General features: G+C 69.3%; 20 protein-coding genes and 1 tRNA gene. 11 read left to right on the top strand and 10 right to left on the bottom strand.

The annotated features are described in order from the left end of the window. Nucleotides 1-12: 12 nt before the first annotated feature. Nucleotides 13-573 carry a TetR/AcrR family transcriptional regulator gene (locus tag QSK36_RS19580; RefSeq protein WP_285783410.1) on the bottom strand — a complete coding sequence of 187 codons (561 nt, stop codon included), beginning with the start codon at nt 571-573 and terminating at the stop codon, nt 13-15. Continuing rightward, nucleotides 566-1,426 (bottom strand): alpha/beta fold hydrolase, encoded by an 861-nt coding sequence (locus QSK36_RS19575; protein ID WP_285783409.1) that lies wholly within the window; start codon nt 1,424-1,426, stop codon nt 566-568. The genes QSK36_RS19580 and QSK36_RS19575 overlap by 8 nt, the downstream gene beginning before the upstream one ends. 124 nt (nt 1,427-1,550) lie before the next feature. On the opposite strand from QSK36_RS19575, the gene QSK36_RS19570 reads away from it, so the two are divergent. Both QSK36_RS19570 and QSK36_RS19565 read left to right on the top strand, forming a co-directional pair. Continuing rightward, nucleotides 1,551-2,144 carry a TetR/AcrR family transcriptional regulator gene (locus QSK36_RS19570; RefSeq protein ID WP_285783408.1) on the top strand — a complete coding sequence of 198 codons (594 nt, stop codon included), beginning with the start codon at nt 1,551-1,553 and terminating at the stop codon, nt 2,142-2,144. Nucleotides 2,145-2,211: 67 nt separating this feature from the next. Beyond that, nucleotides 2,212-3,441 carry an aromatic ring-hydroxylating oxygenase subunit alpha gene (locus QSK36_RS19565; RefSeq protein ID WP_285783407.1) on the top strand — a complete coding sequence of 410 codons (1,230 nt, stop codon included), beginning with the start codon at nt 2,212-2,214 and terminating at the stop codon, nt 3,439-3,441. 9 nt (nt 3,442-3,450) lie between these two features. Here the strand turns inward: QSK36_RS19565 and coaE are convergent, their stop codons facing one another. From coaE to QSK36_RS19545, 4 genes are all read right to left on the bottom strand, one after another. Beyond that, a complete protein-coding gene (gene coaE, locus QSK36_RS19560; protein ID WP_285783406.1) occupies nt 3,451-4,056 on the bottom strand; it encodes a dephospho-CoA kinase in 606 nt (201 codons plus the stop codon). A 10-nt stretch (nt 4,057-4,066) separates the two neighbouring features. Continuing rightward, nucleotides 4,067-4,540 (bottom strand): GNAT family N-acetyltransferase, encoded by a 474-nt coding sequence (locus QSK36_RS19555; RefSeq protein ID WP_285783405.1) that lies wholly within the window; start codon nt 4,538-4,540, stop codon nt 4,067-4,069. 155 nt (nt 4,541-4,695) lie between these two features. Then, nucleotides 4,696-6,162 carry a 30S ribosomal protein S1 gene (gene rpsA / locus QSK36_RS19550; protein ID WP_139574324.1) on the bottom strand — a complete coding sequence of 489 codons (1,467 nt, stop codon included), beginning with the start codon at nt 6,160-6,162 and terminating at the stop codon, nt 4,696-4,698. Nucleotides 6,163-6,369: 207 nt separating this feature from the next. Continuing rightward, nucleotides 6,370-7,416, bottom strand: coding sequence for a polysaccharide deacetylase family protein (locus QSK36_RS19545; RefSeq protein WP_285783404.1), 1,047 nt, complete (start codon nt 7,414-7,416; stop codon nt 6,370-6,372). Between the two features lie 74 nt (nt 7,417-7,490). Here QSK36_RS19545 and QSK36_RS19540 point away from each other — a divergent pair, with 74 nt between their 5' ends. Beyond that, nucleotides 7,491-8,288 (top strand): DUF2127 domain-containing protein, encoded by a 798-nt coding sequence (locus QSK36_RS19540; RefSeq protein WP_220504873.1) that lies wholly within the window; start codon nt 7,491-7,493, stop codon nt 8,286-8,288. Nucleotides 8,289-8,391: 103 nt separating this feature from the next. On the opposite strand, the gene polA is transcribed toward QSK36_RS19540, so the two are convergent. After that, nucleotides 8,392-11,073, bottom strand: coding sequence for a DNA polymerase I (polA, locus tag QSK36_RS19535; RefSeq protein ID WP_183539821.1), 2,682 nt, complete (start codon nt 11,071-11,073; stop codon nt 8,392-8,394). Between the two features lie 98 nt (nt 11,074-11,171). On the opposite strand from polA, the gene QSK36_RS19530 reads away from it, so the two are divergent. The 6 genes from QSK36_RS19530 (at nt 11,172) to QSK36_RS19505 (ending at nt 16,735) form a co-directional block, all read left to right on the top strand. After that, entirely contained in the window at nt 11,172-11,552 is a 381-nt protein-coding gene (locus tag QSK36_RS19530) for a PaaI family thioesterase (RefSeq protein WP_182897727.1), read from the top strand. Nucleotides 11,553-12,002: 450 nt separating this feature from the next. Further along, complete coding sequence (locus QSK36_RS19525) at nt 12,003-13,289, top strand: branched-chain amino acid ABC transporter permease (RefSeq protein WP_285783403.1); 1,287 nt, start codon at nt 12,003-12,005, stop codon at nt 13,287-13,289. A 13-nt stretch (nt 13,290-13,302) separates the two neighbouring features. Further along, on the top strand, nt 13,303-14,292 hold the full coding sequence (locus QSK36_RS19520; RefSeq protein ID WP_139574328.1) for a branched-chain amino acid ABC transporter permease: 990 nt from the start codon (nt 13,303-13,305) through the stop codon (nt 14,290-14,292). Beyond that, a complete protein-coding gene (locus QSK36_RS19515) occupies nt 14,282-15,211 on the top strand; it encodes an ABC transporter ATP-binding protein (protein WP_139574329.1) in 930 nt (309 codons plus the stop codon). Before QSK36_RS19520 ends, QSK36_RS19515 begins: the two co-directional genes overlap by 11 nt. Further along, nucleotides 15,208-16,143 (top strand): ABC transporter ATP-binding protein, encoded by a 936-nt coding sequence (locus QSK36_RS19510; RefSeq protein ID WP_285783402.1) that lies wholly within the window; start codon nt 15,208-15,210, stop codon nt 16,141-16,143. Before QSK36_RS19515 ends, QSK36_RS19510 begins: the two co-directional genes overlap by 4 nt. Before the next feature lie 103 nt (nt 16,144-16,246). After that, nucleotides 16,247-16,735, top strand: coding sequence for a hypothetical protein (locus QSK36_RS19505; protein ID WP_285783401.1), 489 nt, complete (start codon nt 16,247-16,249; stop codon nt 16,733-16,735). Nucleotides 16,736-16,834: 99 nt separating this feature from the next. Here QSK36_RS19505 and QSK36_RS19500 read toward each other — a convergent pair whose 3' ends face one another. Then, complete coding sequence (locus QSK36_RS19500) at nt 16,835-18,136, bottom strand: ABC transporter substrate-binding protein (RefSeq protein WP_285783400.1); 1,302 nt, start codon at nt 18,134-18,136, stop codon at nt 16,835-16,837. Between the two features lie 207 nt (nt 18,137-18,343). After that, the gene (locus tag QSK36_RS19495) at nt 18,344-18,922 is read right to left on the bottom strand and encodes an ANTAR domain-containing response regulator (RefSeq protein WP_182897729.1); all 579 of its coding nucleotides are present in this window, start codon (nt 18,920-18,922) and stop codon (nt 18,344-18,346) included. Between the two features lie 139 nt (nt 18,923-19,061). Here QSK36_RS19495 and QSK36_RS19490 point away from each other — a divergent pair. Further along, nucleotides 19,062-19,135: transfer RNA gene (locus tag QSK36_RS19490), tRNA-Leu, on the top strand. A 653-nt stretch (nt 19,136-19,788) separates the two neighbouring features. Here QSK36_RS19490 and QSK36_RS19485 read toward each other — a convergent pair. Further along, entirely contained in the window at nt 19,789-20,967 is a 1,179-nt protein-coding gene (locus QSK36_RS19485) for a PucR family transcriptional regulator (RefSeq protein ID WP_285783399.1), read from the bottom strand. 187 nt (nt 20,968-21,154) lie between these two features. Here QSK36_RS19485 and QSK36_RS19480 point away from each other — a divergent pair, with 187 nt between their 5' ends. Further along, complete coding sequence (locus tag QSK36_RS19480) at nt 21,155-22,069, top strand: ABC transporter ATP-binding protein (protein ID WP_285783398.1); 915 nt, start codon at nt 21,155-21,157, stop codon at nt 22,067-22,069. Nucleotides 22,070-22,115: the final 46 nt, after the last annotated feature.

The following is a 22,115-nucleotide window of genomic DNA, read 5'->3' as shown; positions in this document are numbered from 1 at the left end:
CGACGGGAGGGTTCAGTGCTCGCGGGGGGTGCGGAGCCCGGAGACGACCATGTGGGCCAGCAGGGCGTGGCTCTCGTCGAGGTCCTCGGCGAGCTGGAACGCGCCGACCGCCTCCAGGACGGCGAAGCCGTGCATCGCGGCGCGCAGGCAGCGGACCGCGTGGATCGCGGCCGAGCCCTCCAGCCCGTACGATCGCAGTGCGGCGAGCATGATTCCGACCAGCCGGTCTCCCGTCTCGGCCGTCTCGGGCCGCGGCGCCTGGATCATCGCCGAGTAGCGGTGCGGATGCCGGTAGGCGTAGGAGCGCCAGGCGTCCATCAGGGCGCGCACCGCCTCGTCGCCGGACCGGCCGAGCACCGCCTCGCTCGCGACCTCCGTCAGCTCGCCCATCACCCGCCCGGACACCAGGACGCGTAGTTCGGCGAGGTTGCGTACGTGCTTGTAGAGGGAGGGGGTGGCGACACCCGCCCGCCCCGCGACCGAGGACAGGGTGAGCGCGTCGGGGCCTTCCTCGTCCACGATCCGCAGCGCGAGGTCGACGACGGCGTCCGGGGACAGTGCAGCCCTAGCCACGGACCCGCTGCTTGAGGAACGCGAGTATCGCGGCGGCGACCTCGTCGGGGTGCTGCGCGTGCGGGTAGTGCCCGGCGCCGTCGATCATCACCACGTCGCCGAGCCCCTGCGGCATCCCGGCCACGACGCCGTCCGCCTCGGCCCGGGGGTCGGCCCAGTCGGGGTCGCGGGTGCCCATGACGACCAGGGCGGGGCAGCGGATGCCGTCGAGGTGGGCGCCGGCGTCCGTGGGCGCGGACGCGCCCATCGCGCTCACCACGGCCATCCGGCCCGGCCTGCGCAGGTCGCTTTCGAGGGCGGCCAGATAGTCCGCCCAGTCGGCGGGCTTGACACCGGGATAGGCGTGGTCGAGGTAGCTCTTCCACAGCCCGGTGCTGCGGAGGAGCGCCACGCCCATGAGCCGCGTCATGCCCTTGCGGTAGTGGCCGTTGCTCAGCAGCCCGCCCAGGTCGGGCTTCTGGGCCCGGGTGAAGGGATCGACCTCCACGAGGGCGCCGACCAGCTCGGGCCGCTTCGCGGCCGCGATGGTGGCCGCTCCCCCGGCGAACGAGTGCCCCACGACCACGGCGGGCCCGCCCAGGTGCTCGATCAGGGCGACGATGTCGTCCGCGGTGTCGGTGCGGGTGTAGGAGTCCCAGCCGAGGCTCGACTCGCCGTGCCCGCGCAGGTCCATGGTCGCCACGCGATATCCGGCGGCGGCCAGCGCCGGGGCGAGGAAACGGTAGGCGCGCCGGCTGTCCCCCATGCCGGGGACCATCACGACCAGCGGGCCCTCCCCCGTCACGTCGTACGCGATCTCGCCTTCGCCGATCTTCAGGAACTCGGTCACGCCATCCTCCAGGCTCAAGTGCATAGCTGAAAGGCTAATGGCATTAGCCAGATGCGTCAAGACAGGGCGTGTCACTGGAAGACCGGTTGGGGCCTCGATGCGAGCGACGGCCGCTCTCGACCTTCCTGCCACTACTAAGGTTGTGGACGTGAGCCCGAGGCCCGTGCGCGCGATGGACGCCGATGAGAAAGTCGACCGGCAGGCGCTGATCCTCGAGGCGGTGCTTCGACTCCTGTCCCTGCAGGGCATATCCGGGGTCAGCATGCGTGCCGTCGCACGTGAGGCCGGGGTCTCGCTGGGGCTGGTGAACTACCACTACGAGGACAAGACGAGCCTGATCCGTGCGGCCCTGCACCGCATCGAGGAGCAGGACATCGCACTGGTCGAGCCGGACCTCGCCCTCGAACCGGAAGAGCGGCTGCGTGCCGCGCTGACACGGGTGGCCGACCCGGAGTTCCTGACGACGGAGTACCTGTCCCTGCGACTTCAGCTCTGGGCGCTCGCCCAGGCCCACGAGGACTTCGAGCGCATCAACACGGAGGCTCAGAAACGCTACCGCGCCGGGCTTGCCGCCCTCATCGGCGCGGCTCGCCCCGAGCTGTCACCCGACGAGTGCGGCAAGCGGGCCGCCGACATCGACGTCATCCAGAACGGTCTGTGGCTCACGGCCCTGCTGGGGCTCGACCGCGCCTCGATCAGCAGGAGCGTCGCCCGCTGCGAGGAGATCGCACTCGCCGGCTGACCGGCGACTTTGAACGAACGTCCAGGAACATATTGAACGATCGTTCAGGCCCTCGTATGCTCCCGGCATGGCACCAGTCACGATGGCCGACGTACGCCGCGTCGGCACCGGATTCCACAAGGACCCAGGACGATCGATGTCGCTGCGGGCGGAGACGTACACGGACCCGCGGTGGCTCGACGTCGACGTCCGGGCTGTCTTCGCCCGCACCTGGCAGTGGATTTGCCACGTGGAGAAGCTCTCGTCGCCCGGCAGCTACGTGTCGGCCACCGTGGCCGGCATGCCGATCGCGATCGTGCGCGACCGTGACAGAGCGCTGCGCGCCTTCTACAACGTCTGCAAGCACCGCGCCCACGAGCTGCTCGCCGGCTCCGGCACCACGCGCAACATCGTCTGTCCCTACCACGCGTGGACCTACGGCCTGGACGGGCAGCTGAAGGCGGCTCGTCGCGCCGACAAGATGGAGACCTTCGACAAGAGCGAGATCTGCCTCGACCAGGTGCTAGTGGAGGAGTTCGGCGGCTTCGTCTACGTGAACCTGGATCCGGGCGCCGCTCCCCTGGCCGAGCAGGCCGGGGATCTGGCGGCCGACATCGCCAGGTGGGCCCCCGACGTGGCCGGACTGACCCATGCGAAGCGGTTGACCTACGACATCGCGTCCAACTGGAAGAACGTCGTCGACAACTTCCTGGAGTGCTACCACTGTCACATCGCCCACAAGGAGTTCGTCGACCTCGTCGACATGGACACCTACGAGGTGAAGACCCACGGCATCTGGTCGAGCCACTTCGCCGAGGCCGGCAAGCAGGAGAACGCCGCGTACGACGTCGCGGGTGCGTCGGTCACACAGCACGCGGTGTGGTGGCTGTGGCCCAACACCTGTCTGCTGCGATACCCCGGTCGCGGCAACTTCATGGTCTTGCAGATCATTCCGGCCGGTCCCGCCCGCACCCTGGAGACCTGGGACTTCTACTTCGAGACGGCCGAGCTCATGGACGCCGAGGTGGAGGCGGTGCGATACATCGACGAAGTGCTGCAGCAGCAGGACATCACCATCGTGGAGAGCGTCCAGCGGGGCATGAACACTCCGGCCTTCGAGCAGGGCCGCATCGTATACGACCCGTCCGGCTCAGGGCTGTCCGAGCACGGCGTGCATCACTTCCACGGCCTGGTCCTCGACGCCTACCGGTCGTGGGTGGAAGGCGCCGCCGAGCGCGATCGCGGGGCGCAAGGACGTCGGCTTTACACTGTAGATTCGCAGGGGGGTCAGGACGTCGATGAGACTTCCTGGGCATAGACAGCCCGGTCAGCCCTTCGGGGAGACCCGGGCGCTCAGGTCCTGCCAGACCTTGTCGACCTGGGCGTCCAGGTTGCCCAGGGAACCCTCGTTGCGGATCACGATGTCGGCGATCCTCAGCCGGTCCTCGCGGGAGGCCTGGGCGGCGATCCGGGCGCGAGCGTCCGCCTCCGGCATGCCGCGAAACCGCAGCAGACGCTCCAGCCGCACCTCGTCCGGTGTGTCCACGACGATCACCACGTCGTACAGGGGGGCCAGGTTGTTCTCGGCCAGCAGCGGCACGTCGTAGACGACGACCGCGTCGTCCGGGGCCTCTCGCTGGAGCTGCTCACTGCGCTCGCCCACCTTCGGATGGACGATCCCGTTGAGGACCTTCAGCTTCTCGGCGTCGGCGAAGACGATCGCGCCGAGCCGTTCCCGGTCGAGCGTGCCGTCGGGGCGGATCACGTCCTCGCCGAACACCTCGACGATCTCCGCGAGCCCGGGGGTGCCGGGCTCCACGACCTCTCTGGCGATCTTGTCCGCGTCGACGACGACGGCGCCGCGCGCCGCCAGCCGGCGCGACACCTCGCTCTTGCCCGAACCTATGCCACCCGTGAGCCCAACTTTCAGCACGTCCCGCAGCTTATCGGGCGGACTGGTGCTGGGGCTCCCGGCGCAGGTGGACCAGCGTCAGGTGGTCCTGCACCCGTTCCCGCTGGGTCTCCCGGTAACCGAGCCGGCGGTAGAGCCGCAGGTTGCCCTCCGACAGGTGCCCCGTGAACAGGTCGAACACCGCCGCCTCGGGCACGGCCTCGTGGATCGCGGCCAGCAGCGCGCTGCCGATCCCCTGCCCCTGCCGGTCGGGCGCGACCACGAGACGGCCCACCAGGCAGGTCGAACCGGACATCTGGCCCCGGACCGCGCCGACCAGCCGCCCGCCGTCCGTCGCCTTGAGCACGACCGCCGTCTCGATCACCGTACGCACCTGGTCGAGCGACTCGACGAGCGGCGCGATGAACGGGTCGCCGTAAAGCTGTGCCTCGGTCACGTACGCGGCCCGCTGCAGGGTGAGGAGCTCCCCCGCGTCCGCGGGCACGGCCCTCGCGATCTCCACCACGAGGGCCACCCTATCGGCACACCTGCCCCCGGCGACCGGCGGAAGGTGTCCCCCTGCTCGCGACGGACCGTGGAAAGGGGAAAGGCCCCGCCGAAGCGGGGCCTTTCGTGATGCTGTGGAGGACTCGGCTGGACCTCCGGTCGGGAGACCGGGTGTCAGCTCTGGCCACCCGCCAGCTTCTCGCGCAGGGCGGCGAGGGCCTCGTCGGAGGCGAGGGCGCCGCCGCCGCCGGACTGCGCGGAGGTGGTCTCGCCGCTGTAGGACGACGGAGCGGCCTCGCTGGCCGCCGCCTCCTCCTGGCGGGCCTTCTCGATCTGCGAGCGGTGCGCCTCGAAGCGGGCCTGGGCCTCGGCGTACTGCCGCTCCCACTCCTCACGCTGCTTGTCGAAGCCCTCGAGCCACTCGCCGGTCTCGGCGTCGAAACCCTCGGGGTAGATGTAGTTGCCCTGGTCGTCGTAGGTCGCCGCCATGCCGTACAGCGTGGGGTCGAACTCGACCTCGGCGCCGACGCCCTCGTTGGCCTGCTTGAGGGACAGCGAGATGCGGCGGCGGTCCAGGTCGATGTCGATGATCTTCACGAAGATCTCGTCGCCGACCTGCACGACCTGCTCCGGGATCTCCACGTGGCGCTCGGCCAGCTCGGAGATGTGGACCAGGCCCTCGATGCCCTCCTCGACCCGGACGAAGGCACCGAACGGCACCAGCTTGGTGACGCGGCCGGGCACGACCTGACCGATCTGGTGGGTCCGGGCGAACTGCTGCCACGGGTCCTCCTGCGTCGCCTTGAGCGACAGCGAGACCCGCTCGCGCTCCATGTCGACGTCGAGAACCTCGACCGTGACCTCCTGGCCCACCTCGACGACCTCAGACGGGTGGTCGATGTGCTTCCAGGACAGCTCGGACACGTGCACCAGGCCGTCGACGCCGCCGAGGTCCACGAACGCACCGAAGTTGACGATCGAGGACACGACGCCCTTGCGGACCTGGCCCTTCTGAAGGGTGTTGAGGAACGTCTGGCGAACCTCGGACTGCGTCTGCTCCAGCCAGGCACGGCGGGACAGGACCACGTTGTTGCGGTTCTTGTCCAGCTCTATGATCTTGGCCTCGAGCTCGCGCCCGACGTACGGCTGCAGGTCGCGGACGCGGCGCATCTCCACCAGGGAGGCGGGGAGGAAGCCGCGCAGACCGATGTCGAGGATCAGGCCACCCTTGACGACCTCGATGACCGTGCCGGTGACGATGCCGTCCTCGTCCTTGATCTTCTCGATCGTGCCCCAGGCGCGCTCGTACTGGGCGCGCTTCTTGGACAGGATGAGGCGGCCTTCCTTGTCCTCCTTCTGGAGAACCAGGGCCTCGACGTGCTCTCCGACCTCGACAACCTCGGCCGGGTCGACATCGTGCTTGATCGAGAGCTCGCGCGACGGGATAACGCCCTCGGTCTTGTAGCCAATGTCGAGCAAGACCTCGTCTCGATCGACCTTGACAACGGTGCCTTCAACGATGTCTCCGTCGTTGAAGTACTTGATGGTCTCGTCGATCGCGGCGAGGAAGGCCTCCTCGGAACCGATGTCGTTGACCGCTACCTGCGGGGTGCTCGAGGTGGCCTCAGTGCTGCTCGTCATGTGTGGAATTGCTCCGAACCGGACAGATGTCGTTGTGACAGAAGCGCGGCGGGCCGTTTTTCGTTCACCGGATGATGCTGCTTCCTGGTAGCCACCAGATGACCGAGCGCGAGCCCGCTCCGTCCGTGACGCGCGCGAGCCCACAGCGCAGCGATCAGCATATGAGACGGAGCGAGCTGGGTCAATCCGAGGCAACCAGACGAACGCCTAGTACGTGATCACCGACTTCGCCCGGGCCGGCGAGAGCGTTGCCCGGAGTTTACGCGGCACCGACACTCGGGCCGGATCCCCATCCGACGTATAACGCTCTCCTGGATGTTTGGCGAGCCAGTCGAGCCAGTAGGTCGTGCACCAGCGCCGGCAGTCGCCGTGTTTTCCATTGGACTGGATCCTCGGGATCGCGTATCGCGGGAAACTTTTCGCGTAGGGCGAAACCGTGGGCTGCGCCCCGGCCAGGAAGACGGCGTCGAAGTGGTAGCGGGTGCCGTCCCATGTGCCGTCGTGCGCCCTGCTCAGCTTCCTCGGCTGCGACCCGTACGGCAGCGCGAAGGTCGTCGAGTCCGGCGCGCCGATCTTCTTCAGCAGCCGCTCCTGCCGGACGATCTGCTCGCTGACCCGCTTGTTGGAGAGCCGGCGGAGATCGGGATGGGAGTAGGTGTGGTTGGCCACCTCGAAGCCGTGGTCGGCCAGCCACTTCACCGCCTGTTTCTGCCGCTCCCGGTCGCGCAGGCCGAAGGGGTCGCGGTTGACCCAGAAGGTGGCGGTGGGCCGGAAGTTCGGGTACTTCGCCGCGACCTCGTAGATGATGCCGACGGCCGTGTCGTTCTTCGGCATGCCGTTCTGGTCCATCGCGAAGTGGCTGGGGTGGCCGTCGTCGAAGGTCAGGACGACCGGATGGGTCCCGGCCGGGATGTCGATCTTTCTAGCCACCAGTTCGGCCGCGGTGATCGGCACGTAGCCGTCCTTGGCCAGGCGCTCCAGTTCCTTGCGCAGCTGGGCGGGGGTCCGGTCGATGGACGCCAGCCGCTTGGGCAGGATGCGGTGGTACATGATCACGGGAACCAGGCCGGCCTCGTTCGCCTTGACCTTCCTGGCCGACTCGGCGGTCGCCTTCGGCGGGGCCGCGCTGGGCGAGGGCGACGGCGACCGCGGCTGCGCCCGCACCTGTGACCGTTCCTCGCCCGTGGACCGGGGCAGCAGCACGAGCGCGACAAGACCGATCACGACAACGACGACATTGGCGATTGCAGTCATTCGGGCAAGGTTGCGCACAGTTATTTGACCTTACTGCCCGACGTGTCCGTATTCACATGTGTTGCAATTTTCCTGTGGACTGGAGCTTGCGTGCCTGCGGACGGCACGGGCACGTTACGTACGCCCCGGACGAGGAGGCGCTGCGGAGCCGCCTGCGCGCCGAGACCGCGCTGGGCGAGGCGTGGCGCTGCCTGCGCTGCGGCGACTTCACCCTGGGCCCTCCGCGCGGGGCCGGACCGGCCGGCGACGCACCGGTGGTGCTGCGGGGCCGGGCACTGCGGGACGCCGCCGTGCTGCGGCTGATCGCGGTCTTCCGCTGGGCCAAGGCCGTTCTCGTGATCGCGGGAGCGTACGGCGTGTGGCGGTTCCGGGCCCACCACGACGCCGTACGGCGGGCGTTCGACCAGGACCTCCCGCTGGTCGAGCCGCTGGCCCACAAGCTCGGGTGGAACCTCGACCAGTCGGGCGTGGTGCACACGCTGCGGACCGCGCTGGGCGCGCGGACGACGACCCTCACCTGGATCTTCCTCGCCCTGCTCGCCCTCGCGGCCCTGCTGCTGACCGAGGGGATCGGCCTGTGGCTGCTGAGGCGATGGGGCGAGTACTTCTCGGTGATCGTCACCTCGGCGTTCATCCCGGTGGAGATCTACGAGATCGCCGAGAAGGTGAGCCCGTTCCGGATCGTGATCCTCCTGATCAACATCGCGGCCGTGCTCTACATCGCGCTCAGCAAGCGCCTGTTCGGACTGCGCGGCGGGCGGGCGGCGTACGACACGGAGCGGCACGAGGCGAGCCTGCTGGAGGTCGAGCAGGCGGGCCTGGCCCTGGCCGGGCGGGACCACAGGCCCACCCGTCCGACCGGCCACCCCTGACCCGTCGCCCGGCGAACCAGTCCAGTGTGACCACCCCGGTGTGACCAGCCCAGTGCGATGAGCCCAATGTGACGAGCCCGGCGAACCCCGACTCGGGCCGCGGTCAGTGGCCGGCGTCCTCCCAGGTGGTCCCGACGCCCACGCTGACCTCCAGCGGCACGCTCAAGTCATAGGCCCGGCACATCTGCGTGCGCACGACCTCGGTCAGCTCCTCCAGCTCGCCCGGCGCGACCTCGAACACCAGCTCGTCGTGGACCTGGAGCAGCATGCGGGACCGCATGCCCTCGATCGCCTTCTGCACGTTCAGCATGGCGACCTTGATGATGTCGGCGGCCGAGCCCTGGATGGGCGCGTTGAGCGCCATCCGCTCGGCCATCTCCCGGCGCTGCCGGTTGTCGCTGGTCAGGTCGGGCAGGTAGCGGCGGCGGCCGAGGATGGTCTCGGTGTAGCCGTCCTTGCGGGCCAGGGCGACGATCGACTCCAGGTAGTCGCGGACGCCGCCGAACTCCTCGAAGTACTCCTCCTTGAGCGCCCTGGCCTCCGCGACGGGGATGTTGAGCTGCCCCGACAGACCGAAGTCGGACAGGCCGTAGGCCAGGCCGTAGTTCATGGCCTTGATCCGGGCGCGCAGGTCGGCGTCCACCTGCTCGGGGGGCAGGTCGAAGACGCGGGACGCGGTGGCCTGGTGGAAGTCGTGGCCCGACTCGAAGGCCGCGATCAGCGACTCGTCCCGGGACAGGTGGGCCATGATCCGCAGCTCGATCTGGCTGTAGTCGGCCGTCAGCAGCGTGTCGTAGTCCTCCCCCACCACGAAGCCCTTGCGGATGCGCCGGCCCTCGACGGTGCGGATCGGGATGTTCTGCAGGTTGGGCTTCTCGCTCGACAGCCGCCCGGTGGCCGCCACGATCTGGTTGAACGTGGTGTGGATCCGCTCGTCGTCGGCGATCTCCTTGATCAGGCCCTCGACCGTGGTGCGCAGCTTGGTCTGGTCGCGGTGGCGCAGCAGGATCACCGGCAGCTCGTTGTCGGTCTGCTGGGCCAGCCAGGCGAGCGCGTCGGCGTCGGTCGTGTAGCCCGTCTTGATCTTCTTGGTCTTGGGCAGGCCGAGCTTGCCGAACAGGATCTCCTGCAACTGCTTGGGCGAGCCGAGGTTGAACTGCTCCCCCACCGCCTGGTGGGCGGCCTCGACCGCCTGCTTGACGGCCGCGCCGAACTCGGCCTCCAGCGCCGCGAAGTACTGCCGGTCGGCGGCGATGCCGGCCCGCTCCATCTCGGCCAGCACCCGCACCAGCGGGAGCTCGACCTCGGTCACCAGCCGGGTGCCGCCGCGCTTGGACAGGTGGGACTCCAGCGCGTCGGCCAGGTCGCGCACGGCCTGGGCCCGCAGCGCCAGATCCCGGGCCACGCCCTCGTCGGCGTCCTCGAACAGGGAGGTCTGCCCGCCGGGCGCGGACTCCGCCCGCAGCTCGCGGTGGAGGTAGCGCAGGACCAGGTCGTCGAGCGGGAACGACCGCTGCCCCGGCATCGCGAGATACGCGGCGAGCGCCGTGTCGCAGGTGAGACCGCGCAGGTCGTGCCCGTGGGCCCACAGTGCGAGCAGCGGCCCCTTGGCGTCGTGCACGGCTTTCGGCCTGTCGTCGTCGGCCAGCCAGGCGTGCAGCGCCGCCTCGTCCTCCTCGGTGAGGCGCGTGGGGTCGAGATAGGCGGCGCCTCCCGGCGAGGCGATCGCCAGGCCCTCGAACCGCCCGGTGCCGCTGCCGTACGCGCCCTGGAAGGCCAGCCCGGCGCGGTCCTCGGGGAGGGCGGCCAGCCAGCCGGCCACCTGGCCCGGCTCGAGCACGGTCACCTCCAGCTCGAAGCCCTCGCCCGCCTCCGGTTCCGTGGTGCCGAGGGTCTTGAACAGGCGCTCGCGCAGTTCGCCGCGGATCTGCAGCGCGTCGAGGAGCTTGTTGACCTCCTCGCGGTCCCACAGGCCCATGGTCAGCGCGGACACCTCGGCGTCGACCGGGGCGTCGCGCTTCAGCTCGGTCAGCATCCGGTTGTGGATCACCTGGCCGAGGTGCTCGCGGAGCTTGTCGCCGACCTTGCCCTTCACCTCGTCGGCCCGCCGGACCAGCTCGTCCAGCGAGCCGTACTCGGAGATCCACTTGGTGGCGGTCTTCTCCCCCACGCTCGGGATGCTCGGCAGGTTGTCACTCGGGTCGCCGCGCAGGGCCGCGAAGTCCGGATATTGCGCCGGGGTGAGGCCGTATTTCTCCATGACGGCCTCGGGGGTGAAGCGGGTCATGTCGCTGATGCCCCGCCTGGTCATCAGCACCGTGACCCTGTCGTCCACGAGCTGGAGCGCGTCGCGGTCGCCGGTCACGATGAGCACGTTCATGTCTTCGCCCGAGGCCCGCGTCGCCAGCGTCGCGATCAGGTCGTCCGCCTCGAAGCCGGCCACGGACATGCGGGGGATCCGCAGCGCGTCGAGCAGCTCGAAGATGAGCTGCACCTGGCCGCGGAAGTCCTCGGGGGTCTCCGTCCTGTTGGCCTTGTAGCCGTCGTACGCCTCGTGCCTGAAGGTCGGCTCGCTCCGGTCGAAGCACACCGCGACGTGGCTCGGCTGCTCGTCGCGCAGGATGTTGGCCAGCATCGAGGTGAAGCCGTACACCGCCTCGGTGTGCTGACCGTCGGTGGTCATGAGGTTCGCGTCCTTCAACGCGTAGAACGCGCGATAAGCAAGAGAATGCCCGTCCAGGAGCAGCAGACACGGACGGGTGGGGGTCGCTTCACTCTTCGGCACATCCGCAGCCTAGTCTCCCTGTACGACAGAAAACCCGTGCTCTTCCCACAGGAGGCGTCCCCTTGACCTTGACGAATCCCGAGGAGTTCGTGTCGTCGATGAACGCGCCCGGGGACCACCTGCACCAGCGGATGGGCATCGAGATCCTGGAGGCCAGCGCCGAGCGGGTCGTCGGCCGCATGCCCGTCAAGGGCAACACGCAGCCGCACGGGCTTCTGCACGGCGGCGCGTCCTGCGTGCTGGCCGAGACCCTCGGCTCGACCGGCGCCGCCCTGCACGCCGGCGCGGGCAGGATCGCCGTCGGCATCGAGATCAACGCCACCCACCACCGCTCCGCCACCTCGGGGCACGTCACCGCCGTCGCCACCCGCGTGCACGGCGGGCGCACCCTCGCGACGTACGCCATCGAGATCACCGACGACGAGGGCCGGGCGGTCTGCACGGCCCGTCTGACCTGCATGCTCAGGGACGCTCGCTGAGGCCGCCCGGCTCGGGGGCCGTGCGCGCCCGCGAGCCGGGCGGGTAAGCACTACGAAAACCCCTTACGACGCATTGGGCCTCATACCGGAACGGCTTGCGACTCTCTTTGCACCGGAGTCGCTCCGGTCGCTACCGTTGTGGCTCCAGAGCCCGTGGGAAGACCGAGTAGACAACGTGCGGAGCCGGGGAAGCTGTGTACGGTCCCAAAGGTCCTCCCACGGGCTCATGCTCTTCTACAGCACCGACCCGGCGGTTGACTCCTTACATGCCCTGACCTGCGAACCCTTTCTCACGTCAGTGACACACCATGGTCACCAATTGGTGACGAACGACCCCGAAACGGGCGTCTCAGGCTTATGCTCCGGCCACAACATCGCAGCAACCTCGCCGATGTTGCGCGTCCGCAGTGGGGGCACGACCCCGCCATGACCTGAACAGAGGGAGCACCATTGCGCAGAGCCGTGATCGCGTTCACGGCCTTCCTGGGTGGACTCGTCTTTCTGCTCTCCTCCCCCGCCTGGGCGGACGGGGAGGCTTTGAAGGGCACACTCCAAAACCAAGGCCAGCCGGTGAACGGCGTGAAGATCAGCGTGGCAGGCGAAGACGGCAAACCCGTCGGGGACGCCACCACGGGTGCGGACGGCAAGTGGGAGGTGCCGGTCCCCAAGGCGGGCAGATACAAGGTCACACTTGACCAGTCGACGCTCCCCAAGGACATCGGGCTGAAGTTCCAGAACCGGGCCACCCTGGACGTGCAGGTCTACGAGGGCAGCGAACGCAACGTCCTGTTCGCCCTCGCGCCCGCAGGCAAGCAGGGCGGGGGCGCCGCGCAGGCATCGTCGGACTCCTCCTCCTTCTGGGACCGGGTCGCCCAGCTCACCTTCGAGGGCTTCAACCTCGGGCTCATCATCGCCCTCGCGGCCATGGGCCTGTCGCTGGTGTTCGGCACCACCGGGCTCACCAACTTCGCCCACGGCGAGCTGCTCACATTCGGCGCCATGTGCGCCTACTTCTTCAACGTGGTCCTGGGAATCCCGCTCATCTGGGCCGCGGTGATCTCGGTTGTGATCGGCGGGGTCTTCGGGTACACCCAGGACCGGTTCTTCTGGGGAGTGCTGCGCAAACGGGGCAGCAGCCTGGTCGCCATGATGATCATCTCGATCGGCCTGGCCCTGTTCCTCCGCTACGTCTTCCTGTTCTTCTTCGGCGGCGAGGGCGCTCCGTACGCGGACTACAACGCCCAGCCCGGCATCCAGGTGGGCCCGATCTCCGCCGCGCCGAAGAACTTCATCGCGATGGGCATCGAGCTCGCCGTGCTCGTGATCGTCGGGCTCGCGCTCCTCAAGACCCGCCTCGGCAAGGCCGCCAGGGCCGTCGCCGACAACCCCGCGCTGGCGGCCTCCTCCGGCATCAACGTCGACGGCGTCATCCGGATCATCTGGACCGTCGGCGGCGCCGTCGCGTCGCTCGCGGGCGTCATGCTCGGCCTGTCGCAGAACGTCAGCTTCCAGATGGGCTTCCAGATCCTGCTGCTCGTCTTCGCGGGGGTCACCCTCGGCGGGCTCGGCACCGCCTTCGGCGCCCTCGTCGGCTCCATCGTCGTCGGCCTGTTCATCCAGCTGTCCACCGTCGTGGTGCCGACCGAGCTGAAGACCGTCGGCGCGTTGCTGGTGCTCATCCTCGTCATGCTCTTCCGGCCGCAGGGCATTCTCGGCCGGCGCGAGCGCATCGGCTGATCGGAGACCACACGTGGACTGGAACACCATTTTCGTCACCACGGTCAAGGCCTCGATCGGCCTGGAGACCGTCGTCTACGCGCTCGCCGCGATCGGCGTCAACATCCAGTTCGGCTACGCCGGGCTGCTCAACTTCGGCCAGGCGGCCTTCCTCGGCGTCGCCGCGTACGGCATGGCCGTCACCGTGGCCACCTTCCACCTGCCGTTCTGGCTCGGCATCCTGATCGGCCTGGCAGCCACCGTCGTGCTGGCCTTCCTGCTCGGCATCCCCACCCTGCGGCTGCGCGCCGACTACCTCGCCATCGTCACCATCGCGGCGGCCGAGATCGTCCGGCTCGTGTTCAGGTCGGTCAAGTTCAGCAGCGTCTTCGGCGGCTCGGACGGCCGGCAGAACTTCTCCGGCGACTTCTTCGCGATGAACCCCTACTCCCCCGGCACGTACGGCATCGGCCCGATCAGCTTCAACGAGCGGGTGACGTGGGTGCTGACCGTCGGCTGGGTGCTCATCGCGATCGCCTGCGGGCTGGTCTACCTGCTCATGAAGAGCCCGTGGGGCCGCGTGCTCAAGGCCATCCGCGAGGACGAGGACGCCGTGCGCAGCCTCGGCAAGAACGTCTTCTCCTACAAGATGCAGGCGCTCGTGCTCGGCGGCGTGGTCGGTTGCCTCGGCGGCTTCCTGTTCGCGCTCGGCCAGGCGTCGGTGCAGCCCGACCTGTTCAGCACGGAGTTCACCTTCTACGCGTACACGATCGTGATCCTCGGCGGCGCGGCCCGCGTCTTCAGCCCCGTCGTCGGCGCCGCGCTCTTCTGGGTGCTGCTGGTCTTCGTGGGGAACACGCTCAGCGAGGCCGTGAGCGCGGGGATGCTCCCCTCGTTGTTCACCGTGAACAACATCGGCGCGGTTCGCTTCATGCTGGTCGGTCTCGGCCTGATGCTCCTGCTCATCTTCCGGCCTCAGGGCATCTTCGGTGACAAGAGGGAGATCGCGCTCGATGCACGCTGACAGCACCACGACGAAGAAGGCGGCGGCGCTGGCCGCCTTCGCGGGCCTCGATCGCGAGCCGGGGGTCGCCAAGCCCGACCCCATCCTCGTCGTCGACAAGGTCGTCCGCCGGTTCGGCGGCCTCACCGCCGTCGACGTCGATCACGTGGAGGTCCAGCGCGGGTCGATCACCGCGCTCATCGGCCCGAACGGCGCCGGCAAGACCACGTTCTTCAACCAGCTCACCGGCTTCGACAGCGCCGACGAGGGGTCGTGGACCTTCAACGGCAAGCAGCTCAAGGGCGTGCCCGCCCACCGCGTGGCCCGTTCGGGCATGGTCCGCACGTTCCAGCTCACCAAGGCCCTGTCGAAGCTCACGGTGATGGAGAACATGCGGCTCGGCGCGCAGAACCAGCGCGGCGAGAACTTCTTCCGCGCGCTGATCCCCGGCAGCTGGCGCCGCCAGGAGGACGAGATCACCGAACGCGCCGAGGAGCTCCTCGAGCGCTTCAAGCTCGACGCCAAGCGCGACGACTTCGCCGGCTCGCTGTCGGGCGGCCAGCGCAAGCTGCTGGAGATGGCGCGGGCCCTGATGGTCGGCCCCGAGCTGGTCATGCTGGACGAGCCCATGGCGGGTGTGAACCCGGCCCTGACCCAGTCGCTCCTCGGTCACGTGAAGGACCTGCGCGAGGAGGGCATGACCGTGCTCTTCGTGGAGCACGACATGGACATGGTCCGCGACATCAGCGACTGGGTGATCGTGATGGCGCAGGGCGCCGTGATCGCGGAGGGGCCGCCGGACACCATCATGTCGGACCCGCGCGTTATCGACGCCTACCTGGGCGCCCACCACGACGCGCCGATGTCCGCCGAGGAGTTCGAGGAGCAACTGCAGGAGGCCGAGGCCGAGCTGGAGTCCGAGATCGAGGAGAAGGCATGACCGCCCCCACGCCGGAAAACCACGCAGAGCCAGACCGCGCGCCCACGCCGGACGAGGCCGCCGAGGCGGACCGCGCGGGCACGCCGGACGACGTCGCCGCGACGGACGGCACCGGCGTGGCCGAGCCGGTCTCGGCGGCGGACGAGGACGGCGCCGCGGCCGTCTCGCGGGCGGCCGTCGTCGACCGCTCCGACCACCTCGCCGGAGCCGAGAACGCGCTGCTGCGGGCCGACGAGCTGTACGCCGGCTACATCCCCGGCGTCAACATCCTCAACGGCGCCGACCTGTACGTGAAGAAGGGCGAGCTGATCGGGATCATCGGCCCGAACGGCGCCGGCAAGTCGACCCTGCTGAAGACCCTGTTCGGGCTCGTGCCGGTGCGCACCGGCTCGGTCACCCTGAACGGCGAGGACATCACCAACCTCAAGGCCCACTCGCTGGTGGCCCGCGGGGTCGGCTACGTCCCGCAGACGAACAACGTCTTCCCCAGCCTCACCATCGAGGAGAACCTGGAGATGGGCGCCTTCCAGGTGCCCGGCAAGTTCAAGGAGCGGTTCGAGTTCGTCTGCGAGATCTTCCCCGCCCTCCGGGAGCGCCGCAAGCAGCGCGCCGGCTCGCTGTCCGGCGGTGAGCGGCAGATGGTCGCCATGGGCCGGGCGCTCATGACCGAGCCGTCGGTCCTGCTGCTTGACGAGCCGTCCGCGGGCCTGTCGCCCAAGCTGCAGGACCTGGTCTTCATCCAGGCCCAGCAGATCAACAAGGCAGGCGTGACCGTGATCATGGTGGAGCAGAACGCGCGCCGCTGCCTGCAGATCTGCCACCGGGGCTACGTGCTCGACCAGGGCCGCAACGCCTACATGGCCAGCGGTCGCGATCTGATCAACGACCCGAAGGTCATCCAGCTCTACCTGGGCACGCTCGCCCGGGCCTGAGCCGCTCTCGCGAGGGCCCCGGCGGATCCCGCCGGGGCCCTCGTCGTATGTCTGTGACCGTATTTCCACCTGATCGGCAACCAGCGGGGCGACAATGAGCCGTATGACCCGAACCCCCCTCCGCACGGCACTGGTCGTCTCGGCGCTCGCGGTGGGCCTGTCCGCCTGCCAGTCGCCGTCCCCGGAGCCCAAAGCCTCGTCGGCCGCCGTGTCGGCCGCCGTGTCGTCCCTGGGGACCGCGTCCGGGAAGACCAGCGGCGCGGTCTACGTCACCGGTGCGAAGGCCGGAGACGACCCCTGCGCCCGCGTGGTGTCCGCCATCGGCTACCTGGGGCTGTCGCTGCTGCCCGCCGGGCAGGAGGAGGCCCAGCACTGGGACGGGGACGTACGCGGCCGTTTCGGCTATCTGCGCGGCACGCTGGCGATGTACGGCCCCCACCTGCCGGCCTCGGCCTCGGCCGCCGTCGCGACCGTCGACGGCCTCGCCGAGACCCTCTCCCGGGCCGACACGGCCGGTTCCCGGCGCACGGACCTGCTGCGCCGGTATCGCAAGGCGTCCGCAGCCGTCCTCACCGCCTGCGGCCGTTCCTGACCCGCGCGGCGAGACGCCTGGGACGCCCCCCGCGACGGCGGAAGGTCCCGGAACGCGGAAAGGGCCCGCTCCACGGGAGCGGGCCCTTCGTGCTCGCGATCAGCCGGCGATCTTGCCGGTGTTGAAGGCGATGTTCTTGTTGGTGTTGTCGGCGCCGTACTGGTAGATGCCGATCGTCGCCTCGGCCGGGTCACCGGCCTCGTTGAACTCGATCGGGCCGGACGCGCCGTCGTAGTCGATGTCCTTGCCCGCGGACAGCAGGTCGTTGCAGGACTTGAAGTCCTTGCACTTCTCCCCGCCCGTGGAGACCTCAGCCAGATGGGCCGCGATGTCCTTGGGCGCGTCGCTCTTGGCGGCGACCGCCGCGAGCGCGGTCAGGATGGTCGCGTCGTACGACTCGGGGCCGTAGTTGTAGTCCTTCAGGTTCGGGTCGACCGTCTTCAGCTTCTCCTTGAAGTCGTCGGAGACCTGGGCGCCCGGCTGGGTGCCCTTGGCGCCGTCGAGCGTGCCCTTGGGGAAGCCGTCCTTGCCCGTGCCGTAGTTGGACAGGTTGCCGTCGACGAAGTAGTACTTCACCTTCTTGGCGGTCAGGCCCTGCTTGACGAGCTCAGGAATGATCTTCTTGGTCTCGTCGAAGCCGATCAGCGCGACGGCCTTCGGGTTGGCCTCCTTGATCTTGGCGACGTCCGCCGAGTAGTCGGCCGCCTTCGGGTCGTAGACGACCTTCTCCACGACCTGGCCGCCGCCGCCCTCGACCGCCTTCTGCACGTTCTCCGCGAGGCCGGTGCCGTACGCGTCCTGAAGGGCCAGGATGCCGACCGTGTCGTTGCCGTCGGCGAGGATGAGGTCACCGAGGACACGGCCCTGCAGCACGTCCGGCGGAGCCGTACGGAAGTACAGACCCTTGTCGTTGTACGTGGTGAACTGGTCGGACGTGTTCGCCGGCGAGATCTGGACAACACCGGCACCGGTGATCTTGTCGATGACCGACAGCGACACCGAGGACGAGGCGGCACCGATGACCACGTCGGCCTTCTGCTGCAGCAACTTGTCGACAGACTGGGACGCAATGTTGGTCGAGGTGTCACCCGAGTCCGTGTCGATCTCGGTCACCGGCTTGCCGAGGACACCACCGGCGTCGTTGATCTCCTTGATCGCCAGCCCGACACCCGCGAACTCCGGCGGGCCGAGGAAGGCGAGCGAGCCGGTCTGCGGCAGCAACGTGCCGACGGTGAGAACGCCATCGCCCTGGGCGGTGGCGGCAGCGGGCGCGGAGGACTGGGCCGCCGGCGCCGAGGAGGCCGGCGCGGCGCTGTCCTCACCACCGCCACAGGCCGTCAGCGCGAGGCTGGCGGCCGCGGCGACGGCCAGCGCCCGCCCGAGGGGGGCAATGCGGATCATGAAGCATCTCCTTCATCCAGGCCCGGGAATCGTCAGCGCTGCCGACTGGTCCCGATCGACTGGCTGAAAGGTACATAGACGAGGCATGGCCCGACCAGGGATGCATCAGAACTGTCCGCACTTGGATGCGGAGTCGTAATAACTCCTCAACTTAGCGGGACGGCCCCTGACCAGGAGTCTTCTCCTCCGCGATCAGCAGGGCGACGTTCAGGCGGGCGGCTGGGTCTCGCCGCCGTTCTCGTTCACCACGATCTGGGCCACCTGGCGCATGCTCATGCGCCGGTCCATGGACGCCTTCTGGATCCACCGGAAGGCCTGCGGCTCCGTCCACCCGTGCTGGGCCATGAGCAGGCCCTTCGCGCGCTCCACGAGCTTCCTTGTCTCCAGCCGCTCCGACAGCGTGGAGACCTCCTTCTCCAGCGCGGCGATCTCCTCGTGCCGGCTGACCGCCATCTCGATGGCCGGCACCAGGTCGCCCTTGGTGAACGGCTTGACCAGGTAGGCCATCGCGCCCGCGTCCCTGGCCCGCTCGACCAGGTCGCGCTGGGAGAACGCGGTGAGGATGAGGCACGGCGCGATACGTTCGGAGACGATGCGCTCGGCCGCGGAGATCCCGTCGAGCACGGGCATCTTGACGTCCAGTATCACCAGATCGGGCCGGAGCTCCATGGCGAGCTTGACCGCCGTCTCGCCGTCGCCGGCCTCGCCGACCACGGCGTAACCGTCCTCTTCGAGCATCTCCTTCAGGTCGAGGCGAATCAGCGCCTCATCTTCCGCGATCACCACTCGCCGCTGCGTACTCACGCACAAGAGGTTACCGACGTCCGCTACATTAGGACCACGGCAGGGGATGCCCCAAGCGATCTCCAAGCAAGATCGACTGCTGCGTGGCATCCATTGCCAAAACCGGACAAATCCGGAAATAGCCCCGATAGACCAATCGGCAGAGTCGATGGCCTCAAAATCCATTCAGTGTGGGTTCGAATCCCACTCGGGGCACTTGCACGAATAGCGACCCCCTAAGAAGCCGTCAGAGCGACGACGATGGGGCCACGGTTGCGCGCCAGCGACCAGCGGCGACATACTGTGACCGCCGGGCCCCGCTGGGGCCGCGGAAGTGAGGCCGGGACCTCCCGATGGAATCGGGCGCCCGGCCTTCGCGGTTTCAGAGCCGGACGCCACAAGGAGCGGTTACAGGAACTCGATCCTCGGCCCGAGGATGTCGAAGCTCTCGCCCTCGCCGCCGAGCCACCACACGACACTGCCCACGAGCACGTCGGCGAGCCAGAGCAGCGGTTCGTCCACCGATCTCCTCCACTCCGCTCGCAGGCCACGCTCGACTCGACCAGCCCCTCGAAGCGCGTCCACCAATGCGCGGTCTCGTCTGTCATGCCACTGGCCCCGCGCCTCGATACAGACCGTCTCCACCTTCTGCTGAGACAACTCGCACAGGAGCCGGTCCAGACAGAGACGCCTCACTCGTTCCGCTTTGCCGCTTTCCGGATATATGTCGACTACAACCATTGCCCGCAACGGCATCCTCGCCACCACCTGAGTGATGAGCATTCGACGAGCGGCGGATTCGTCCCGCCAGTGGATCCTCCGGCTCCTGCCGGCCCTCAGACCCAGCAACCGCTCGCGCACGCAGGAAATCAGCCGCCGGGGAGGAGGCGGACGGCGTCGAGGGCGAGGGAGAGTTCGACGACGTCCAGGGGACGGGCCAGCGACCTGCCGGTGAGCTGCTCGATGCGGCGCACGCGGTTGAAGACGGTGTTGCGGTGGCAGTAGAGCTCTGCCGCCGCCCGGGCCGCGGACCCCTCGCAGCGCAGCCACGCCTCCAGCGTCGCGAGCAGCACGCCGCCGTCGGGTGAGGCGATGATCGGGCCGAGGACGCCGCCCGCGAGGTGCCCGGCCAGCTCCGGCTGGCAGACCACCAGGGCCGCGGGCAGCCGCCGGTCGAGCCGCGCGATCTCCGGCGCGGTCCCCGAGCAGGTGCGCATGGCCACCTCCGCCAGGCGGCGGGCCGTGCCGAGGTCGGCGAGGCTCTCCACCACCGGGCTGACGCCGGCGCTCGCGCAGACGACCGGGGTGATCGCGGCGACCAGGTCGTCCAGCTCCCTGTCGCCGAGGTACACCACCGCCATCTCCAGGTCCGGGCGCATGCGCCACAGGAAGCGCAGCCCGCCGATCTCGTCGGGGCGGTGCACGCGGTCGGGCTGCGCGGGCAGCCGTGTTGTGACGACCGCATAGCGACCGTGCTCCGGCAGGCCGAGGGCGTCGGCGGCCACCCCGGCCACGGCGGGGTCGGCGCGACCCTCCAGGAGGGCGTCGAGCATGGCGTTGACGCGCTGGTTGGTCCGGCCGAGCAGCTCGTTCTCCCGGCGGCGGTAGGCGTCGGCCGCCGCCACGGCCTGCCGGTCGATGGCGTGCCACACGTGGGTGGCGCTGCGCAGCAGGGCGGGCAGCCGCTCCTGGCCCTGGTCGCCGATGATGTCGATGACACCGTTCCAGGTGACCTGCGCGGCCAGGCGGTAGCTGCGCATGAGCGAGTCCAGCGGGAGCCCGAACTCGGCCCGCCTGCGCCCCACCGTCTGGGCGTACGCCACGTCGCGCCGCTCGTGCCGGAGCTGCAGGATCGCGGTGATGCCGACGCGCAGCCCCTCGTGGGTGCTCTTCCAGTGGTCCTCGTAGGGGACCGTCATGCGGTAGGCCTCGTCGCTTTCCCTGCCGCGCCTCACCAGCTCGTCGGCGAGCTCGGGGAGCCGTTCCAGCAGGCCTGCGGCGGAGGTCCGCAGCAGTTCCCGGACCTCGGAGTCCGTCCTGGACCTCATGCCCCGAATGTGCCAGCCGGCAGCGTCCGGAACAAGGTTCGGTTTTCGTTTCGTGATGCGGGATTGTGCTGGAGCACAGGGCACGACCGGCGGGCATGGGCTGGGGTCCCGACTTGACTCCCGGCGCAGGACGGCCCTCGACCACGGTGGGTTGGGTGTGCCTTCATCGAAGTCACAGGAGGCGCGGATGTCTGGTGAGGCGGGCCCGGGGACCAGCGGCCCAGAGATCGACGGCCCGGAGACTGCGGCCCCGAGGACTGCGGACCCGAAGAGTGGGGGCCTCGAGATCAGGGGCCTGGAGGTCCGGTACGGCCCCGTGCGCGCTCTGCGGGGCGTCCACCTGGCCGTGCCCCGGGGTGCGGTGGCCGCGGTGCTCGGCGCGAACGGCGCGGGCAAGACGACGCTGCTGCGCGCCGTGTCGGGGACGCTGCGGTTCCACCGGGGCGCGATCACGTCGGGGACGGTCGCCTTCGGCGGACTCCGCTTGGACGGAGTGGCGGCCTCGGCCGTCGTACGGCGCGGCGTGGTCCAGGTGCCGGAGGGACGGCGGGTGTTCGCCCGGATGACGGTGGCGGAGAACCTCCGCGCCGGAGCGCTGGGCGTGCCGGGCAGGCGCGCCGCGGCGGCCCGTGAGCGGGTGCTCGAGCTCTTCCCCGTGCTGGCCGAGCGGGCCCACCAGCGGGCGGGCCTGCTGTCGGGCGGCGAGCAGCAGATGCTGGCGATCGGCCGGGCGCTCATGGCCGGACCCTCGCTGCTGTTGCTGGACGAGCCCACGCTCGGGCTCGCGCCGCTGATGGCGGCCCGGATCGCCGACACCGTGCGGCAGATCAACGCCCAGGGGACGTCGGTGCTGCTGGTGGAGCAGAACGCGGCCATGGCGCTCGCGCTGGCCGAGCGGGCGTACGTGCTGGAGGTGGGCGAGGTGGCGCTGTCGGGACCGGCGGCGGACCTCGCGGCCGGCGACGAGGTGCGCCGCCGCTACCTCGGCGTCGGCATGCCCGAGACAGACCGACCGGTCGGTACCGACCTCGGCCCCGGTTATGAGGGGCAGGAGAGGCTCGAGAGGCACGAAAGGACCAGGCTGGCGAGATGGACGGCATGACCCACCGCCACGGCGTACCGCGCACGCACCCGACGAGGCGCCGCCG

This window comes from Microbispora sp. NBRC 16548, assembly GCF_030268985.1.
In the GTDB taxonomy this organism is placed as follows: Bacteria; Actinomycetota; Actinomycetes; order Streptosporangiales; family Streptosporangiaceae; genus Microbispora; species Microbispora catharanthi.
Note: the sequence above shows the minus strand (reverse complement) of the source record. Positions and strands in the feature narration are given on the sequence as shown.

What these genes read in the sequence shown, in the direction of transcription:
- QSK36_RS19575 (WP_285783409.1), bottom strand. Translation starts at nt 1,426, where the DNA reads ATGCACTTGAGCCTGGAGGATGGCGTGACCGAGTTCCTGAAGATCGGC.
- QSK36_RS19565 (WP_285783407.1), top strand. Translation starts at nt 2,212, where the DNA reads ATGGCACCAGTCACGATGGCCGACGTACGCCGCGTCGGCACCGGATTC.
- rpsA (WP_139574324.1), bottom strand. Translation starts at nt 6,162, where the DNA reads ATGACGAGCAGCACTGAGGCCACCTCGAGCACCCCGCAGGTAGCGGTC.
- QSK36_RS19545 (WP_285783404.1), bottom strand. Translation starts at nt 7,416, where the DNA reads ATGACTGCAATCGCCAATGTCGTCGTTGTCGTGATCGGTCTTGTCGCG.
- QSK36_RS19530 (WP_182897727.1), top strand. Translation starts at nt 11,172, where the DNA reads ATGAACGCGCCCGGGGACCACCTGCACCAGCGGATGGGCATCGAGATC.
- QSK36_RS19515 (WP_139574329.1), top strand. Translation starts at nt 14,282, where the DNA reads ATGCACGCTGACAGCACCACGACGAAGAAGGCGGCGGCGCTGGCCGCC.
- QSK36_RS19510 (WP_285783402.1), top strand. Translation starts at nt 15,208, where the DNA reads ATGACCGCCCCCACGCCGGAAAACCACGCAGAGCCAGACCGCGCGCCC.
- QSK36_RS19505 (WP_285783401.1), top strand. Translation starts at nt 16,247, where the DNA reads ATGACCCGAACCCCCCTCCGCACGGCACTGGTCGTCTCGGCGCTCGCG.
- QSK36_RS19500 (WP_285783400.1), bottom strand. Translation starts at nt 18,136, where the DNA reads ATGATCCGCATTGCCCCCCTCGGGCGGGCGCTGGCCGTCGCCGCGGCC.
- QSK36_RS19485 (WP_285783399.1), bottom strand. Translation starts at nt 20,967, where the DNA reads ATGAGGTCCAGGACGGACTCCGAGGTCCGGGAACTGCTGCGGACCTCC.
- QSK36_RS19480 (WP_285783398.1), top strand. Translation starts at nt 21,155, where the DNA reads ATGTCTGGTGAGGCGGGCCCGGGGACCAGCGGCCCAGAGATCGACGGC.